The organism is Rhizobium pantanalense (assembly GCF_030182525.1).
Taxonomy (GTDB): Bacteria; Pseudomonadota; Alphaproteobacteria; order Rhizobiales; family Rhizobiaceae; genus Rhizobium.
In genome coordinates this window covers 15000-31127 of sequence record NZ_JAQJCH010000018.1, presented here as the reverse complement: position 1 = coordinate 31127, position 16128 = coordinate 15000, and the positions used below count along the sequence as shown (strand labels likewise).

Genomic DNA, 16128 nt, shown 5'->3' with positions numbered 1-16128 from the left:
GTGGATGCTGGCTACTGACGAACGCAAAGCTTTTGCCGAGCTCAAGGATCAGAGAGCGTAGGTGCTCGAACAATCCCTGCTCAAGTTATCTTTGATTAGTTCCTGGGCGAGTTCAGACTGCGGCGCGGGCAGTGTTCGAGCGAAATTGGTCGGGGCCTTTCCCTGCCGTCGATGAAGTCCGCTTTCAATCTGATGCACGAGGATGTTGCGACGCTATCCATCGTCTACTGCCTGGCGGGCGTACCAGAGACGCCCTTCAGAGCCCTCTGCCGTCATCGTCTTGATGTCGGTGGAAGCAACGAGATCCAGGAAAAGCGTTTGCGCGGTTGTGGGCAGCCAATTCATCCGCAATGTCAGACCGATCGGTCTTGCCGTGTGTTCCAGATCCAGTGGCAACGCCTTGATGAGTCCCCGGGAGAGTTCGGCCTGCGCCTGCAGGTAGGAAATGCAGCCCAGATGATCTGTGCGAGTGAGGAGTTCGCGCATCAGGATAAGGGAGCTGGATTCGACAATGCTGCTCGGTTGCTTCCCCGGCTCTCCGAACAGTGCATCGAAATGCTTGCGGATCGGCGTCCCCTTCTGCCCGACGACCCAGGGATAGGATGCGAGTTCTTCGAGCGTGGGCTTTGTTCGTCCGACCAGCGGATGCGCAGTGCCGGCGACAACGACGATCGTGTCGGTAAATAAGAACCGCTGTTCGATGTCGCCGATTGGGGCGGGTTCTCTTAGCGCCCCGATGAGGAAGTCGATCTCACCGCGTCGAAGCCCGGCAAGCAGATCAGCGTAGGGACCCTCAAGGACATGGATCGGCATGCGTGGGCGATGCTTTCGGAACTCGGCAATCGCTCTGGGGAGCACGAAAGATCGCGAAAGCGGCATCGCGCCGATCACGATGGTCCCGGCCTCCTCCTGGTTTGCCTCGGCAAGGTCCACTTCGGCTTGAGCCAGTTCCGCCAATGCGAGACGCGCCGCCTGCGCGACCGAATTCGCCGCCTTTGTGGCGACGATGCCATAGGACGTTCGTTCGAAGAGCGTGCGTCCGGCTTCTTCCTCCAGCTGGGTGACGGCTCTGTGGACGGTCGGCTGTGCCACGCCAAGTCTCTTCGCCGCAAGGGTGAAGTTCTCGCACTCGCGCACCGCGATTAATGCACGAAGCTGCGAAGTGGTCGCAACCAATTTCAGGCGCGGACTGAGTTCGTTCAATGCCGGGTCGAGATAGGCGAACGCCCGTTTCACTCGCTTTGCGAGAAGCGCGCCCTGTGAATTTGCAAACAGGCCCTGAGGCGTTCTGGTGAATAATGTCGTCCTCAGCTCACGCTCGATTTTTGTGAGTGCCTGCGTCACTGCCGGCTGCGAGAGATGGCTGGTTGCGGCAGCCTTGGTCACGGAATTGGTGTCTATGACGGCAAGGAAGACCCGCAGATGCCGCAGATTGTGCTGGATTTGCGCTGTCGAAGGTCTCTCGTCGTTCAATCCGGGTAGGACTCCAAGATCATGTCGGTTCTTGCTTCGAGGGTACTCGCCTCGGGTCGAATCGCGAGTTCACCGATCTGACGCTGCCAGTCTGCGGTCGCAACGGCCATGCGGTCTGGCAGTCCCAATTCCCTCAGGGTGGCAGCGACTTCGACCATCTCTGAAGCGCGCCGCCTTCCGTGAACCATCATTCTTTCAAGGTTGTATGCGGCCCGCTTGTTCCAGTCTATCCCTGGATCGGAGGATTGCAGAGAGGCAAGCACCGCTTTTTCCACGCCTGCCCTTCGTGCGGCCAGAAAGCATTCGGCCGTCAATGCCTCGAAACCCTTGATCATGACGGAGCGAAGCATCTTGATCGATGATGCTTCTCCGACGTTGCCGCCGGCAGGCTTTGCATTCATATGCAATTCCGTCAGTGCGGCCTGTGCCTGCTCGGCTGCGGCGCCTGATAGCAGGAGTGGCGTACGATGGCAGGCAGGGTGTACGGGAGACATGACCGCAACGTCGATATAGACGGCTCCAGCCGCTTCGACGATTCCGGCAGCCATCGTCTTCGTTTTCGGCGAGCAGGAATTGCAATCGAGATAGAGAGTGCCAGCGGCCAGAAAGTTTGCCGCACGCTCGGCCGCCTGCAGAGCGTTGTCGGCTGTCACGAGACTGAACACGATCCTTTTGGCTGCAAGCGCCTCGGCCGGATTGTCAGCGCAGTGGACACCAAGGCTCTCGCATGTTTCACGCAGTCCCGTTCGAAGAGTGGGATCTTCGACTTTCAAGTCGAAGGTCGAGATGGTGCGATGCCCTCCCACGCCCAAGATTTCCGAACGCCATCCCGAGACGAAAGCCTGCGCCGCTTCGCCAAAACCGATTAGGCCTATTGTCATTACGTACCTCCATCCTTCATTGCGGCACGGTTTTGAAGGGGGCGGAAACAATGCTCCGCCCCCGGCATGAACTAGTGCGCCGGATCTTTTACGTTTTCGATCGTCTGGAATTCCGTGTTGTAGAATTCGTCGCCGACCTTCTCGACCTTGCGCATGTAGATGTTCTGGACGATATCGCGCGTCTGTGGGTCGATCGAAATCGGGCCGCGGGGGCTTTGAAGCTGCATTCCTTCCGCTGCCTTCACAAAGGTGTCGCCAGAGGCGTCGCCTTTCGTCTTGTCGAGCGTTTTGTAGATGAGATCGAGTGCGTCCCACGCTGCCGCGGCGACCATGTTCGGGCGCATGCCGTTATTGTTCTTCTTGAAGGCGTCGACAAAGGTCTGGTTCTCCGGCGACGAATGGTTCGTCGAGTAAGGCCCGCCGGTGATGACGCCAAGGGCCGGAGTGCCCATATCGTTGAGAAGGTCGTCGTCGGTGACGTCGGCCATCGTGACGACCTTGATGCCGGACTTGTCCAGTCCGCGTTCGACGAACTGCTTCATGAACGCTGCGCCCGCGCCGGTCGGGACGAAGACGAACAGGCCTTCCGGCTTTTCGTCGGCGGCGCGCTGAAGGAACGGAGCGAAATCCGGATTTGCGAGCGGAACCTTCAGCTTAGAGATCACGGAACCGCCGTTGGCTTCGAGTGTTTTGGAGAACCATTCTTCTGCGTCTGCACCCGGACCGTAATCCGAGACGATGCTGACGAACTTCTTCGTGCCGTTTTCGGGCGCCCATTTGCCGATGACGCTTGCGACCTGCGGAATGGTCCAGGAGGTGCGTAGCATGTAGGGCGACGCCTTCATGATCGAGGACGTTGCCGCAACCATGATGATCTGCGGTATCTTGGCGCGCTTGGAAATCTGCGCAACCGAAAGGGCGGTTGGCGTGTTGCCAAACCCCGTCAGGATTGAAACCTTGTCGCTTGTGACGAGTTCCTGCGAGATGCGCAGGGCGTTGTCGGCGGAGCTGCCATCGTCCTTGACGATAAATTCGACCTTCTTGCCGCCCGCGGTCTCTCCATGGGTCGCGACATAGGTCTTGAGCGCTGCGTTGATCTGCCGTCCATTCGACTGGAAGCCCCCGGTCATCGGGATGACGACGCCGACCTTGACAGTGTCTTCCGCCCTGGATGTGGCGGCCGTGGCGGCCATGATCGCAAGCGCGGCCATGGTGCCGGCAATAATCCTTTTGGTATTCATTCTCTCCTCCTTTTTTCTTTGTCTGACATGCGGAAAGACTTCTCCCCGCAGCCCATCCTTTAGTTTCGTCTCATTTGCATTCTGATTTCGGCTTGCAGTCCGGCCGACGCTTCCTTATTCGGTTGCGCCCACGCCAAGGAATTTGCCCAGTGTCTGGCTATCCTCTGCAAGGTGGCCGCTGTCACCGGAATAGGCGACGCTTCCCCTGTCGAGGATGATTGCCTTGTCGGTTATTGCGAGCAGTTGCTGTGCGTGCTGTTCGACGATGATTGCCGCAAGTCCCTTGTCGCGGACAATTCTGCGGATGGCCGCGAGAAGTTCCTCGACGATAATCGGCGCCAGCCCCTCCGTCGGTTCGTCGAGAAGCAGAAGGATTGGATTAAGTACGAGCGCGCGACCGATTGACAACATCTGCTGCTCCCCGCCGGAGAGCTGGTTTCCAAGGTTCGATCGCCGTTCCTTCAGTCGCGGGAAAAGATCGTAGATTGCTGAGAGCGTCCACCTGCCGGGTCGGGCAACCGCCGTTATATTTTCCTCGACTGTCAGCGATCGGAAAATTCCACGCTCCTGTGGAACCCAACCGATGCCGGCTTCGACGCGCCGTTCGGGGGACATGCCCTGAATGTCGGTGCCCCGCAGCCGAATCGACCCTGATCGATATCGGGTCAGGCCGACGATCGTATTAAGGATCGTCGTCTTGCCAACGCCATTGCGCCCCAAAAGTGCGACGGATGTTCCAGGCTCGACCGACAGGCTGACGCCGTGAAGGACGGTCGCCTTGCCATATCCGGCAGAAAGGGATTCGATCCGCAGGAGCTCAGCCATGCGCGGCCCCTCCGAGATAGACTTCCTTTACGCGCTGATCCCTCGCGATCTGATCGACGCTACCTTCCGCAAACAAGGTGCCGGCGACAAGGACGGAGATTCTATTGGCGAAATTGAACACCAGATCCATGTCGTGTTCGATCAGAAGGATCGATACGTCCGACGACAGCCTCGATATGTGTTGCATCACTTCCTTTCGATCGGCCTCGGGAACGCCGGCGGCCGGTTCGTCGAGCAGCAGGACGCGCGGGCGGCAGGCGATTGCCAGCGCGATTTCGAGAAGGCGCTGCTTGCCGTAGGGAAGGGCGAGACATTTTTCATCTCCGACGCCATCAAGGCCGAAGTCTTTCAGCAGAGCCGCGATTTCCTGTTCAATGCCGGCAATGGCATGTGTCGGTCGCAGCCAGTTCCATCCGCGCCCGCTGCGTTCGCTGATGACGAGCGCGAGGCTTTCTATGACCGTCAGCCCGGCAAAGAGCTGATTGATCTGGAACGTGCGTACGAGGCCTTTCCGAACGCGGCGCTCACGTTTGAGGCCAATGATGCTCTCCCCGTGAAGAATGACGTCACCGCTGGACGGTTGTAAGACGCCGGTCAGGAGATTGATGAAGGTCGTCTTGCCGGCACCGTTCGGTCCGATCAGAGCATGGCGGGCGCCGGGTTCAAGCCGGAAGTTGACGTCTGTCGTAGCGTTCAGCGCGCCGAATGTCTTATTGAGGCCTCGTGTCTCAAGGGCAGGGAGGGTCATGATTTTCCTCCCGCCGAGGCCTTGGCCGATGTTGGCGTTTTGCGCATGGCGAGCGCTTTTGCGGTGAATCGTTCGACGATCTGCCTTGGCCGATCCCGCCCGATCATGACGAAGGCGACGAGCAGCATGCCGAGCCAGAACTGCCAATATTGCGGTGTGATCGAGGAGAGCGCGTCCTGGATAAGTTCGTAGACCAGAGCTCCGATCAGGCCACCATAGAGGTATCCTGTGCCGCCGATGACGAGGACCATCAAGCCGTCGGCGGATTTCTGAAAGGAAAGCGCGTCAAGTGAAACGAACTGCTGCGTCTGGCTGAAGAGTGCTCCGGCTACGGCGGCATAGGCTCCAGCCAGCGTGTAGATTGCGACGAGGCGACCCTTTACCGGGATACCGACGGCCGATGCTCGCAACGGATTGTCGCGGATGGCCTTCAGCGAATTGCCGAAGGGGGAAGCGACGATGTAGCGGGCGAGAACGAAAAGGACGAAGAGAACCGAAAGGCTGTAGGCATAACCAACATGCCCATAGAGATCGAATTCGATCGTGCCGAACAGCGGCTGGATGGTGATACCCTGCAGACCATCGGCGCCGCCGGTTAACCAGGTGGCCTGATTGGCGATTTCGAGCAGGACGGCCGCGACACCGAGCGTCACCATCAGTCGCGTAAGATCCGCACCGCGCAGAAGCAGGAAGCTGGTTGGCAGCGCGACGGCAGCCCCGGCAAAGGCTGCCACAAGGAGGCCGGTCAACGGCTCTCCGGTCACATGGATTGAGAACAAGCCGCTGGCGTAGGCGCCGACACCATACATCGCGGCCTGGCCCAGTGTCACGATACCGGCAAATCCGATGATCAGGTCGATCGACAATGCAAGGAGGGCGAAGATCGCAATCTCGGTGAGGATGAGATGCTTGCCCGGCAGGACAAACCAGGCAGCGACCGCTGCGATCCAGAACGCGATCTCAAGTGCGCGCCAGCGGGTTTGCCGCCGAAGGCTTTCCTTGACCGAACTGACGAGCGGATCTTGCATATTGGCGGAAAGCGACATCATCCGGCCCTCGTGAACAGTCCTTGCGGGCGCACGACAAGCACGGCCACGAGAACGATGTAGATGATGAAGCCGCCAAGCGATGGGACATAATATTTACCAAGGACATCAGCCAGGCCGAGCAGGATAGAGGCGACCAGCGGCCCCGTCATGCTGGACGTTCCGCCGACGGAGACGACGATCAGAAAATAGACCATGAATTTCAGCGGGAAGGTCGGATCCAGGCCAAGGATTTCAGCACCAAGTGCTCCGCCAAGTCCTGCCAGACCCGATCCAACAGCAAAAGTTACCGCGAAAATCGTGTTCACACGGATACCGACGCCACGGGCCACGCGCCGGTCATCGACGGACGCCCGTAGCTGGCTTCCGAAACGCGTGTGGCTCAGCACGAATTGCAGACACGCGGCAAGCACGCCGCAAGTGACGATCAGGAACGCACGATAAACGCCGATACCGACGCCAAGCACATTCACGCGGCCCTTCAAGAAGTCCGGAAGGTCGAGAATCTGCTGCTGGGAGCCCATCAGATAATCCATACCGGCGACCGCGATGAAGACGATCCCGATGGAAAAGAGGACCTGGTCGAGATGGGTCTTGTCGAAGAGCCTGATATAGAGTGTCCGCTCAAGGACAAGTCCGATGACGGCCGTCAATATGAAGGCGCTCGGCAGCGTCAGCAGGAACGGCACGCCCCAGCGATTGGTCAGGACGACAGTGACGTAGCCGCCCGCCATCGCAAAGGCGCCGTGCGCCAGGTTGATGAAGTTCATCAGACCGAGCGTGACAGCCAGCCCGCATGAGAGGACGAACAATAGCATTCCATAGGCAAGCCCATCGAACAGAAGGGTCAGCATCTCTCCTCCCCGTGTCAGCCGCCTCTAATCGATATGGCAGGCGCACGTCTTGTTGATGGCCCGGATGAGATCGTCCGAGCTCGTTTCCGTTCCTAGGGTGTCGGGAAGAGGGCGGAATTCCTATTTCAAAATGGTCTTCAAGATATAAGAAAAAGCTATAGCAGTGATCTTTTCGAGCCCGCGGGCAATTCTCCTATAGCGAAAACTTATCGCTTCGATCGCAATTCCAAATTGGCAAACGAGCGCTTCAGGCATGAAATCCCGATCGATCAGTAAGGAGGCATCACATGTCGGAAAAGAAGACTGCGCTGGTGATCAGCGCACATGCGGCTGATTTCGTCTGGCGGTGCGGCGGCGCAATCGCGCTACACGCGCAGAGGGACTACGAGGTGACCGTCGTCTGCCTTTCCTTCGGTGAGCGCGGGGAATCGGCAAAGCTCTGGAAAGAACCGGGCATGACGCTCGAACGCGTGAAGGCCGCTCGCCGATCCGAGGCAGAGCGCGCCGCGCAGGCGCTTGACGTGCACAATCTTATCAGCTTCGATCTTGGAGATTATCCGTTACGGCTGACCGACGACAACAAGTACCGTCTGGTCGATGTGATCAGAGAGGTGCAGCCTTCCTTCATGCTCAGCCATTCGCAATATGATCCTTACAACACGGACCATATGTACGCGACACAGGTTGCTCTCGAGACACGGATGATTGCTCAGGCCTGGGGCCATAATCCCGGTCAGAAGGTTCTTGGCGCGCCGCAGCTCTATCTCTTTGAACCGCATCAGACGGAGCAGATGGGATGGAAGCCGGATGTCTTCCTTGATATCACCTCGGTTTGGGAGAAAAAGCGCGCGGCGATCGAGTGCATGGAAGGCCAGGAACACCTCTGGGAGTTCTATACACGGGTCGCCCAGAACCGGGCCAATCATTTTCAGCGGAACTCCGGCGGGCAGTCGGGCGGACGGGCTGCGAAATATGCGGAGGGCTTCCAGTCGGTGTTTCCGCGAACCGTCGACGAGCTTTGATCGGCCCAGGGGAGGACGGAAATGGAACCATGCTTCGACATTGCGCATCTGGCGCATGTCGAGATGTACACGGACAAGTTCGATGAAAGTCTCGACTTCTTTTTGCGGGTCTACGGCCTGACACTTTCCGGCCAGGATGAAAACTCCGCCTATCTCAGGGCGTGGGACGACTATGAATTCCACACGCTCAAGCTCACGCGCCACCATACGACGGGCGTCGGACACATTGCCTATCGGGCATCGTCTCCCGAGGCGCTCGACCGGCGAGTGAAGGCGATCGAGGCGAGCGGCTATAAAGTGCTCGGCTGGACTGACGGCGATCCGGGCCATGGTCGTTCCTTCCGGTTCGAGGATTCTTTCGGGCATGTGTTCGAGATCTACTATGACACGGTGCGCTTCCGTCCTTCCGATGCGGAAAGGCCGGCGCTGAAGAACATCGCGTCGCGCTATCATGGGCAGGGCTGCCATCCGAGGCGTCTCGATCACCTGAACCTTTTGGCTTCGGATGTTTCGGACTTCAGGCGGTTCATGCAGACCTGCCTGGGATCTCGTGTCACTGAAATGATTGAGCTCGACAATGGGCGGATCGGCGGCTGTTGGTTCACGATCAACAACAAGGGCTACGACCTTGCATGCACCGAGGAGCATGGCCGCGGAGACGCGCGCCTGCACCATGTCACCTACGCAACGGACAGCCGCGAAGACATTTTGCGTGCTGCCGACATATTCTTGGAAAACGGTGTTCACATCGAAACCGGCCCTCACAAGCATGCCATTCAGGGAACCTTCTTTCTCTATGTCTGGGAGCCGGCCGGTAACCGAGTCGAACTTGCCAACGCGGGTGCGCGCCTCATCCTTGCGCCGGATTGGGAGCCGGTCGTCTGGACCGAGACTGAGCGCAAGAAGGGACAGGCCTGGGGATTGAAGACCATTGAGACATTTCACACCCACGGCACGCCACCGGTAGGGACAAAGGGAGACTGATATGCGTGTCGTCGTACAGAACATCGAACGCGCGGATGCGTCGATCATTGATCGACTTGCCTCGGCGGGCGTCGCCACCGTCCATGAAGCCCAGGGCCGCAAGGGAATGCTCGCAAGCTACATGCGTCCCATCTATCCGGGCGCTCAGATCGCGGGATCGGCGGTGACGATCTCTGCTCCTCCCGGCGACAACTGGATGATCCATGTTGCGATCGAGCAGATCAGGCAAGGTGACGTGCTGGTTCTTGCGCCGACCTCGCCTTGCGACAACGGCTATTTCGGGGATCTGCTGGCGACTTCTGCGCGCGCTCGCGGATGCCGCGGGCTGATCATTGATGCAGGTGTCCGCGACATCCGCGATCTCACGGCAATGAGTTTTCCTGTGTGGTCGAAAGCCGTTTCGGCTCAGGGAACGGTTAAGGAGACGCTTGGCTCAGTCAATATCCCGATCGTCTGTGCAGGCGCGCTGGTCGATGCCGGGGACATTATCATCGCCGACGATGATGGTGTCTGCGTCGTCAGGCGAGCGGAGGCCGAACAAGTCGCAGTGGCGGCCGAGAAGCGGATCGCCAACGAGGAAGCGAAACGCAAACGGCTCGCCGCGGGCGAGCTTGGCCTCGACATCTACGACATGCGAGGCAAACTGGCGGAGAAGGGCCTTAAATATGTATGAGGACGGCATCCCCTGCCTTTGGATGCGCGGCGGCACATCGAAGGGAGCCTATTTCCTCGCCACCGATCTTCCCGCCGATCAGCAGGAGCGCGATGCTTTGCTCCTTGCCATTATGGGGTCGCCGGATTCTCGCCAGATCGATGGGATCGGCGGAGCTGATCCGCTGACCTCGAAGGTCGCCCTGCTTTCGCCCTCGAGCCGGAACGATGCGGATGTGGACTACCTGTTCCTGCAGGTTTTCGTCGATAAGGCGCTTGTCAGCGACGCTCAGGGCTGCGGCAACATCCTGGCCGGCATAGGCCCCGCCGCTATCGAGCGGGGATTGGTGTCCGCCGCGGGCGAGGTCACCCCCGTCAGAATCCACATGGTCAATTCCGGTGAGGTCGCGGTTGCCAAGGTGGCAACGCCGGGCGGAAAGGTAAGCTACGCGGGCGGGACCAGTATTGCCGGGGTGCCAGGACATCATGCTGCAATTCCAATCCTGTTCACGAATACCGAGGGATCGATGTGTGGAGCGCTACTGCCGACCGGCAACAAGGTCGATATTATCGACGGCATCGAGGTAACGCTGATTGATAACGGCATGCCCTGCGTCATCATGCGAGCGTCGGATTTCGGTCTAACCGGTGAGGAGACGCGTGAGGAATTGGAGAGCAACGACGTCGCCAAATGGCGAATAGAATCCATTCGATTGCAAGCCGGACCAATGATGAACCTCGGCGACGTCAGTGCTGCATCTGTCCCGAAGATGACGCTCGTCTCGCAACCGCGGCATGGAGGTGCGATCAACACTCGCAGCTTCATTCCTCACCGCGTGCATGCTTCCGTCGGCGTGCTTGCCGCAGTAACGGTGGCAACCAGCACGCAACTGGCCGGGTCCCCCGCGCATGCGCTTTCGACTGCGCCCGCCGACGGGCGTTACAGGATCGAGCACCCGACCGGAGACATGGAAATCTTTCTCGATCTCGATGGCGATGGGGGGATCCGAGGGGCAGGCACCATCCGAACCGCCCGAAAGTTGTTTGACGGTAGGGTCTTTCCAGCTCCTATCCAGGCCTAGCTCGGCCCTGATATCAAGTCTTGCGATCTTGCTAGTAGGCGCGGCAGGTGATCGTCGATCAGTGTAGACAAGCAACACAGTATGGCGTCTGGGATCGTCTTTGACATCGTGAAGATGGAAGTCCCCAAGTCAATTGTTGCGGGCTATCGGTTCGTATCCCATGAAGAGCGTAGAGAGCCGGGGGCGGGGTTACGGCCAGCCTCCGGTCTTTCAGACCATGCACGTCAGCTCCGAAGGAATGCCAGCAGGTCGGCGTTCAAGCGGTCCTTGTCGACATGCACCAATCCATGGGAGCGTCTTCATAGACAATGAGCTTGGCATGCGAAGCGAGCTCGGCTGTCAGTTTCGCGGAGATCTCCAGCGGGACGATCTGATCATCGCTGCTGTCGACAACCAGTGCCGGGCGCCGATCTTCTTCAGGTCATCGCGGAAATCCGTCTCCGAGAAGGCGCCAAGCGCATGGTAGGCGGTAAGAAAACCGGTTGCTTGCCCCTGACGACGCCAGTAGCTCTCCCGCAGGCCTTCCGAGATGCGTGCGCCCGGACGGTTGAAGCTGTAGTACGGCATGGTGACGTCGAGATTCCACTGAGACCGGTTGGCCTGCACGGCTGCGCGGAAGGTGTCGAACAACTCCTTCGGCGCACCGGTCGGGTTGGTTATGGTCTTGAGCAGGAACGGTGTCACCAACGACACGAAGGCGACCTTGGCAACGCGGTTCTGGCCATAGCGTGCGACCTCGCCACCGCCCATCGAGTGGCCGACAAAGGTCGCCTCGCGCAGATCGAGCGCCTCGACCAGTTGGACCAAGTCGTCGGCAAAGGTATCATGGTCGTAGCTGTTGGATGGCTGACTCGAGCGGCCAAAACCCCGACGGTCGTGGGCGATGACGCGATAGCCGTTCTGCAGCAGGAAGAACATCTGGTCCTTCCAGGCATCGGATGAGAGTGGATAGGGCCGGGCACAGCCGGCGCGATGATATGCGCACGCGCGCCGGTGGGCCAATTATTCCCGCGCCGGCTGGCTAGCTTCGGCGAACATTCGTCTCTCTCCGATCGTACTTGCAATTTCCAACCTCAGACGACGCCCGATGTGCAAAAATTCTCTACAAAAAAGATGAAGAATAGGATATCTGAGACTTCAGTTTTGAAAACTGAGATGTTAGTTTCACAATATGCTCGACCATCAAAGTCCTTTTCTTGCTCAAGGCCCCAGCGATCTCGTTGCTATCGCCGAGGACAGGATTCGCAACGCAATCAAGCTCGGCGAGTTTTCTCCCGGTGAGCGCCTCTCCGAACAGGTTCTTTGCGATACCTATCGGATCGGACGCGGGGTCGTCCGATCCGCGCTCAGCCGCCTGGCCCACAAGGGCTTCGTTTCGGCGCAGCCAAGAAGTGGCTGGCGGGTTTGCTCCATCACGGCGTTGGGTCTGCGGGAAATTACACTTGGTCGAGCCCGGTTGGAGCCGCTTTTGGCGGATGTCGATCTGTCCGGTGACGATATTGCCCGGCTGGAGACCTTGTGTGATATGCAGGTGGCCTTGCAATTGGGTGGCTCGGCTCACGGATCGCAGCTGTCCCTCATTCGGGAATATGAGTGGCAGATCAGGCGCTTGCTCGCGGCGCGTCTCAAGGCGCCGCTGATTGCCGATTGGCTGGATATCCTGTGGCATAGGGCCGATTATTACCTCAACTTTTTCGAGGCATCCTCCGTCCAGCGCCTCGAAGCGGTCGACTGGACCGATTTCGTTGTGGCGAAGAAGGCGCATCGCAATGGCGACGCGGCGGAGCTGCTCAGGCTTGCCTGTGATGCCTTTGCCGAATTTACCCAGGCAAGTCTGCTGAAGTCGGAGCTTGCTGCGCCCGTGGGGCGCAAGACCAAGCGTCCTTCCGTATCGAGTGATGAAGCCCATGTTTCTCGTCCCGTCCGGGAGCAATCGTTTTTGAAAAAGGATTTTTAGATGCGAGCGATAAGAACTCTTGCGATTGCCGTTTCTGTTGCGGCGATGATGTCGGTTGCGGGCCACGCCGTAGCAAAGGACAAGGTCGTGATCGATCTTGTGAGCGAACCGTCGTCGCTCGACCCGCAGAAGCAATGGAATCCGGACAGCTATTTCGTCTATCGCAACATCTTCGACCAGCTTGTCACGCGCGACGACAATGGCAAGATCGTACCTGCTATCGCCACCTCCTGGACGTATAAGTCGGACACGGAGGTTGCCTTTACATTGCGCGATGATGCGGTCTTCCATGATGGGCAAAAGCTGACCCCGGAGGATGTCGCCTTCAGTGTCAACCGCATCATCGACAAGAAGTTCGCAAGCCCGCAGCTAAGCCAGTTCAACAAAATCCTGTCGGCTGCGGTCACTGGCCCGCATGAAGTGACCATTCGCACCAATGGGCCCTATCCGGTGCTCCTGGCGCAGCTCGTCAAGCTTTCGATCGTACCGAAGCATGTTGTCGAGGCCGTAGGCGACGATGCTTTTAATCTTTCACCTATCGGCTCCGGTCCGTACAAATTCGAAAAGTGGCAGCGCGGCGTTGCCGTTTCTCTAGTGCGCAACGATGGTTATTGGGGCAGCAAGGGCTATTTTCAAAGTGCCGAATTTCGCGCCGTGCCGGACGCGGCAACCCGCGTCGCAGATCTAAAGGCTGGAAGTGCTGATCTTGCCGTGACGCTCGATCCGGATCTCGCCGCCCAGCTTCAGGGAGCAGGTGGGATCAAGGTGCTGACGGCGGTGACGGAACGCATCGCCTATCTGAAGCTCAATCCATCTATTCCTCCGTTCAACGATGTCAATTTACGGCGAGCTGTCGCTTATGCCATCGACAAGCAGTCGATCGTCGACGGCCTGCTCGGCGGCTATGACAAGCCCGTCCCGCAATTGGCGTCGCCGATCTATACAGGATATGTTCCGGGTATCGAGGGTCTTCCCTTCGATCCGAAACAGGCACATGAGCTCGTGGATAAGGCTGGTGGCGTCGCGACACAGCCAATCGCCTTTCTGACCTCGCCGACCTTCGATCAACGGATCGTCCAGGCAATCGTCCAGCAGCTCAATGACGTCGGCTTCAAGGTGAACGTCGAGACGGTCGACTTTGCCACCTATCTGCAGCGCGTTCAGAGCGAGAAAGCCAAGCAGCCGGCCATTTCCTTCGGCCGTTGGTCCTGCGCCTGTCAGGATGCGGATGGCATATCCTTCCCGCTGCTGCACAGCAGCAGTTCATTTTCCGCTGTTTCCGACCCGAGTCTCGACGCGCTCCTCAACAGCGCGCGAAATACGCTCGACGAGAAAAAGCGGCTTGAGGCCTACAAGGATGTCGCCACGGTCGTTGCAAAGGATGTTCCGATCCTGCCGCTTTATCAGGCAGCCGTTATCTACGGTGCGTCCGACAAACTTGAATGGAAGCCGACGGCCAATGAGAGCTTCTTCCTCAACAGGGTAAGCTGGCACGACTAGAGCTCTTTTGACGCGCTTCGTGCAGCTTTCCAACCCAGTTCGTTTGTCGAGGCCCGGATCGTCGGAAAAAGGAGAAGGGTATGGCTGCCTTTATCGCCAGACGCTTGATCCAGGCCTTCATCGCCTTGTTCGGTGTCATAACGCTGGTGTTCTTTCTGCAACGCCTGACCGGCGATCCGGTGCTGCTGCTGGTACCGCAGGGCGCCACTCAGGCCGATATCGATGTCATGCGGACCGCTCTTGGCTTCGACAGACCGCTTTACATCCAGTATTTCCATTTTCTGTCCAGTCTGGCGCAATTCGACCTTGGCCGCTCCTATGTGCAGAACCTGCCGGTGGTCGAGATCATCGCCAGTCGCATTCCCTACACGTTGCAGCTTGCGGCCGGCGCCCTGGTGGTTGCCATCGGCTTTGGTGTGCCGATCGGCGTCGTGCTGGCCGTGCGGCGCAAGCGCTGGGAAGCTCGCTGGCTGATCGGTCTGGTATTGGTCGGGCAATCCATGCCGACCTTCTGGACTTCGGTCCTGCTCATCATGTTCTTCGGGGTCTTTCTGCGCTGGTTGCCGCCGTCTGGAGCCAGCGGGTTCGAAAGCCTGCTGATGCCGTCCTTCGCTCTCGGTCTTCTGTCGATGGCGACCTTCGCCCGCGTCACACGCACCTCGGTCCTCGATGAGCTGAGCAAGGACTATGTTCGCACCGCCCACGCCAAGGGCCTGTCGACGTCTCGCCTCGTCTTCCACCATCTCATGCGCAATGCCGCGGTTCCGATCGTGACGATCTCCGCGCTCGAAATAGCCAATCTGCTGACGGGTGCGATCATCATAGAGACGGTCTTCGCCTGGCCTGGTCTTGGTCAACTGACCATACAGGCTATCAGCGCACGCGATTTCGCCGTGGTCCAGGGCATCGTGCTGATCGGCGCGGCGGTGGCGATCCTGCTCAATCTTGCCGCCGACTTGCTTTACAGCCTCATCGACCCGCGCATCCGTCTGGGCGGGAGACCGGCATGATTGCAGCCCTTGCCAAAGCAAACAGGCTGGCCGGAAAGCCGCCGTTGACGGTCGTCCTCTCGGTTCTGATCCTGACGATCATTGTCCTTGCGGCCATATTCGCTCCTCTGATCGCCCCTTACGACCCGAATGCACAGAACCTTCTCGGGCGCCTGAAGCCGCCAGGCACCGTTATCCGCGCGACGCATTTCCTGTTCGGTTCCGACGAACTGGGACGCGATACGCTGAGCCGCCTGATCTATGGAGCGCGCGTCTCGTTGCTGGTCGCATTCGCTTCGGTCGTGCTGTCCGGCATTGCCGGCTGCATTTTCGGAATGCTGGCGGCCTTCTATCGCGGTTGGGTCGAAACCCTGATCATGCGCCTCGTCGACATCGTGCTTTCCGTGCCCGCCATTCTGCTTGCCATCATTACCGTGGCAACGCTCGGGCCGGGCCTACAGAATGTCATTCTTGTTCTGGCTCTCACACGATGGCCGCGTTACGCGCGTGTCGCCTATGCCCAGACCCTGATCATCACCAATATGTCCTATCTCCGGCTTTCGCGGGCGATGGGCGCCGGATGGCTGCGGGTGCTGCGCTACCATGTCCTGCCGAATATCGCAGGAGCGCTCGTCGTCGTCGCCACCCTTGAATTCGGTCTGATGGTACTGTTCGAGGCAGGGTTGTCCTTCCTCGGTCTTGGCGTGCAGCCGCCGACCGCCAGCTGGGGAGCGATGCTTTCGGTGGGCCGCAACTATGTCGCCAATGCCTGGTGGCTTTCCGTCATGCCGGGGCTGGCGCTTTTCCTTCTTGTTTTATCCGTCAATGTTCTGGGCGATTTCCTGAGGGATCGCCTTGACCCAAGGAGTGCGTAA

At 58.9% G+C, this 16128-nt stretch carries 16 protein-coding genes; 8 read left to right on the top strand and 8 right to left on the bottom strand.

Annotation, left to right across the window (positions count from 1 at the left end; all coding sequences use genetic code 11):
- Positions 1-213 precede the first annotated feature (213 nt).
- From PH558_RS31665 to PH558_RS31635, 7 genes are all read right to left on the bottom strand, one after another.
- A complete protein-coding gene (locus tag PH558_RS31665; RefSeq protein ID WP_285208229.1) occupies positions 214-1473 on the bottom strand; it encodes a LysR family transcriptional regulator in 1260 nt (419 codons plus the stop codon).
- Positions 1470-2354, bottom strand: coding sequence for an NAD(P)-dependent oxidoreductase (locus PH558_RS31660; protein WP_095438250.1), 885 nt, complete (start codon positions 2352-2354; stop codon positions 1470-1472). The genes PH558_RS31665 and PH558_RS31660 overlap by 4 nt, the downstream gene beginning before the upstream one ends.
- A gap of 71 nt (positions 2355-2425) precedes the next feature.
- On the bottom strand, positions 2426-3595 hold the full coding sequence (locus PH558_RS31655) for an ABC transporter substrate-binding protein (protein ID WP_285208228.1): 1170 nt from the start codon (positions 3593-3595) through the stop codon (positions 2426-2428).
- Positions 3596-3709: 114 nt separating this feature from the next.
- Positions 3710-4420, bottom strand: coding sequence for an ABC transporter ATP-binding protein (locus tag PH558_RS31650; protein ID WP_285208227.1), 711 nt, complete (start codon positions 4418-4420; stop codon positions 3710-3712).
- Positions 4413-5168, bottom strand: coding sequence for an ABC transporter ATP-binding protein (locus PH558_RS31645; RefSeq protein ID WP_285208226.1), 756 nt, complete (start codon positions 5166-5168; stop codon positions 4413-4415). Before PH558_RS31645 ends, PH558_RS31650 begins: the two co-directional genes overlap by 8 nt.
- Positions 5165-6214, bottom strand: a complete 1050-nt coding sequence (locus PH558_RS31640) for a branched-chain amino acid ABC transporter permease (RefSeq protein ID WP_285208292.1) — start codon at positions 6212-6214, stop codon at positions 5165-5167. Before PH558_RS31640 ends, PH558_RS31645 begins: the two co-directional genes overlap by 4 nt.
- A complete protein-coding gene (locus tag PH558_RS31635) occupies positions 6214-7068 on the bottom strand; it encodes a branched-chain amino acid ABC transporter permease (protein WP_285208225.1) in 855 nt (284 codons plus the stop codon). Before PH558_RS31635 ends, PH558_RS31640 begins: the two co-directional genes overlap by 1 nt.
- Positions 7069-7355: 287 nt before the next feature.
- On the opposite strand from PH558_RS31635, the gene PH558_RS31630 reads away from it, so the two are divergent.
- The 4 genes from PH558_RS31630 to PH558_RS31615 are packed head-to-tail and all read left to right on the top strand — an operon-like array spanning position 7356 to position 10807.
- The gene (locus PH558_RS31630) at positions 7356-8090 is read left to right on the top strand and encodes a PIG-L deacetylase family protein (RefSeq protein ID WP_285208224.1); all 735 of its coding nucleotides are present in this window, start codon (positions 7356-7358) and stop codon (positions 8088-8090) included.
- 21 nt (positions 8091-8111) lie between these two features.
- The gene (locus tag PH558_RS31625; protein ID WP_095438244.1) at positions 8112-9074 is read left to right on the top strand and encodes a VOC family protein; all 963 of its coding nucleotides are present in this window, start codon (positions 8112-8114) and stop codon (positions 9072-9074) included.
- 1 nt (position 9075) lies between these two features.
- A complete protein-coding gene (locus PH558_RS31620; protein ID WP_095438243.1) occupies positions 9076-9747 on the top strand; it encodes a 4-carboxy-4-hydroxy-2-oxoadipate aldolase/oxaloacetate decarboxylase in 672 nt (223 codons plus the stop codon).
- The gene (locus PH558_RS31615; protein ID WP_285208223.1) at positions 9740-10807 is read left to right on the top strand and encodes a 4-oxalomesaconate tautomerase; all 1068 of its coding nucleotides are present in this window, start codon (positions 9740-9742) and stop codon (positions 10805-10807) included. Before PH558_RS31620 ends, PH558_RS31615 begins: the two co-directional genes overlap by 8 nt.
- A gap of 339 nt (positions 10808-11146) precedes the next feature.
- Here the strand turns inward: PH558_RS31615 and PH558_RS31610 are convergent, their stop codons facing one another.
- On the bottom strand, positions 11147-11725 hold the full coding sequence (locus PH558_RS31610; RefSeq protein ID WP_285208222.1) for an alpha/beta fold hydrolase: 579 nt from the start codon (positions 11723-11725) through the stop codon (positions 11147-11149).
- A gap of 253 nt (positions 11726-11978) precedes the next feature.
- On the opposite strand from PH558_RS31610, the gene PH558_RS31605 reads away from it, so the two are divergent.
- The 4 genes from PH558_RS31605 (at position 11979) to PH558_RS31590 (ending at position 16128) form a co-directional block, all read left to right on the top strand.
- Positions 11979-12764, top strand: coding sequence for a GntR family transcriptional regulator (locus PH558_RS31605; RefSeq protein WP_113409275.1), 786 nt, complete (start codon positions 11979-11981; stop codon positions 12762-12764).
- Positions 12765-14264 (top strand): ABC transporter substrate-binding protein, encoded by a 1500-nt coding sequence (locus tag PH558_RS31600; protein WP_285208221.1) that lies wholly within the window; start codon positions 12765-12767, stop codon positions 14262-14264.
- An 80-nt stretch (positions 14265-14344) separates the two neighbouring features.
- On the top strand, positions 14345-15274 hold the full coding sequence (locus PH558_RS31595) for an ABC transporter permease (RefSeq protein WP_113409273.1): 930 nt from the start codon (positions 14345-14347) through the stop codon (positions 15272-15274).
- Positions 15271-16128 carry an ABC transporter permease gene (locus tag PH558_RS31590; RefSeq protein ID WP_285208220.1) on the top strand — a complete coding sequence of 286 codons (858 nt, stop codon included), beginning with the start codon at positions 15271-15273 and terminating at the stop codon, positions 16126-16128. Before PH558_RS31595 ends, PH558_RS31590 begins: the two co-directional genes overlap by 4 nt.

Excerpts from the sequence above, each read along its gene's own strand:
- PH558_RS31620 (WP_095438243.1), top strand. The coding sequence starts at position 9,076 with ATGCGTGTCGTCGTACAGAACATCGAACGCGCGGATGCGTCGATCATT.
- PH558_RS31610 (WP_285208222.1), bottom strand. The coding sequence starts at position 11,725 with ATGTTCTTCCTGCTGCAGAACGGCTATCGCGTCATCGCCCACGACCGT.
- PH558_RS31605 (WP_113409275.1), top strand. The coding sequence starts at position 11,979 with ATGCTCGACCATCAAAGTCCTTTTCTTGCTCAAGGCCCCAGCGATCTC.
- PH558_RS31630 (WP_285208224.1), top strand. The coding sequence starts at position 7,356 with ATGTCGGAAAAGAAGACTGCGCTGGTGATCAGCGCACATGCGGCTGAT.
- PH558_RS31650 (WP_285208227.1), bottom strand. The coding sequence starts at position 4,420 with ATGGCTGAGCTCCTGCGGATCGAATCCCTTTCTGCCGGATATGGCAAG.
- PH558_RS31640 (WP_285208292.1), bottom strand. The coding sequence starts at position 6,214 with ATGTCGCTTTCCGCCAATATGCAAGATCCGCTCGTCAGTTCGGTCAAG.
- PH558_RS31655 (WP_285208228.1), bottom strand. The coding sequence starts at position 3,595 with ATGAATACCAAAAGGATTATTGCCGGCACCATGGCCGCGCTTGCGATC.
- PH558_RS31615 (WP_285208223.1), top strand. The coding sequence starts at position 9,740 with ATGTATGAGGACGGCATCCCCTGCCTTTGGATGCGCGGCGGCACATCG.
- PH558_RS31625 (WP_095438244.1), top strand. The coding sequence starts at position 8,112 with ATGGAACCATGCTTCGACATTGCGCATCTGGCGCATGTCGAGATGTAC.
- PH558_RS31660 (WP_095438250.1), bottom strand. The coding sequence starts at position 2,354 with ATGACAATAGGCCTAATCGGTTTTGGCGAAGCGGCGCAGGCTTTCGTC.
- PH558_RS31590 (WP_285208220.1), top strand. The coding sequence starts at position 15,271 with ATGATTGCAGCCCTTGCCAAAGCAAACAGGCTGGCCGGAAAGCCGCCG.
- PH558_RS31645 (WP_285208226.1), bottom strand. The coding sequence starts at position 5,168 with ATGACCCTCCCTGCCCTTGAGACACGAGGCCTCAATAAGACATTCGGC.
- PH558_RS31595 (WP_113409273.1), top strand. The coding sequence starts at position 14,345 with ATGGCTGCCTTTATCGCCAGACGCTTGATCCAGGCCTTCATCGCCTTG.
- PH558_RS31600 (WP_285208221.1), top strand. The coding sequence starts at position 12,765 with ATGCGAGCGATAAGAACTCTTGCGATTGCCGTTTCTGTTGCGGCGATG.
- PH558_RS31635 (WP_285208225.1), bottom strand. The coding sequence starts at position 7,068 with ATGCTGACCCTTCTGTTCGATGGGCTTGCCTATGGAATGCTATTGTTC.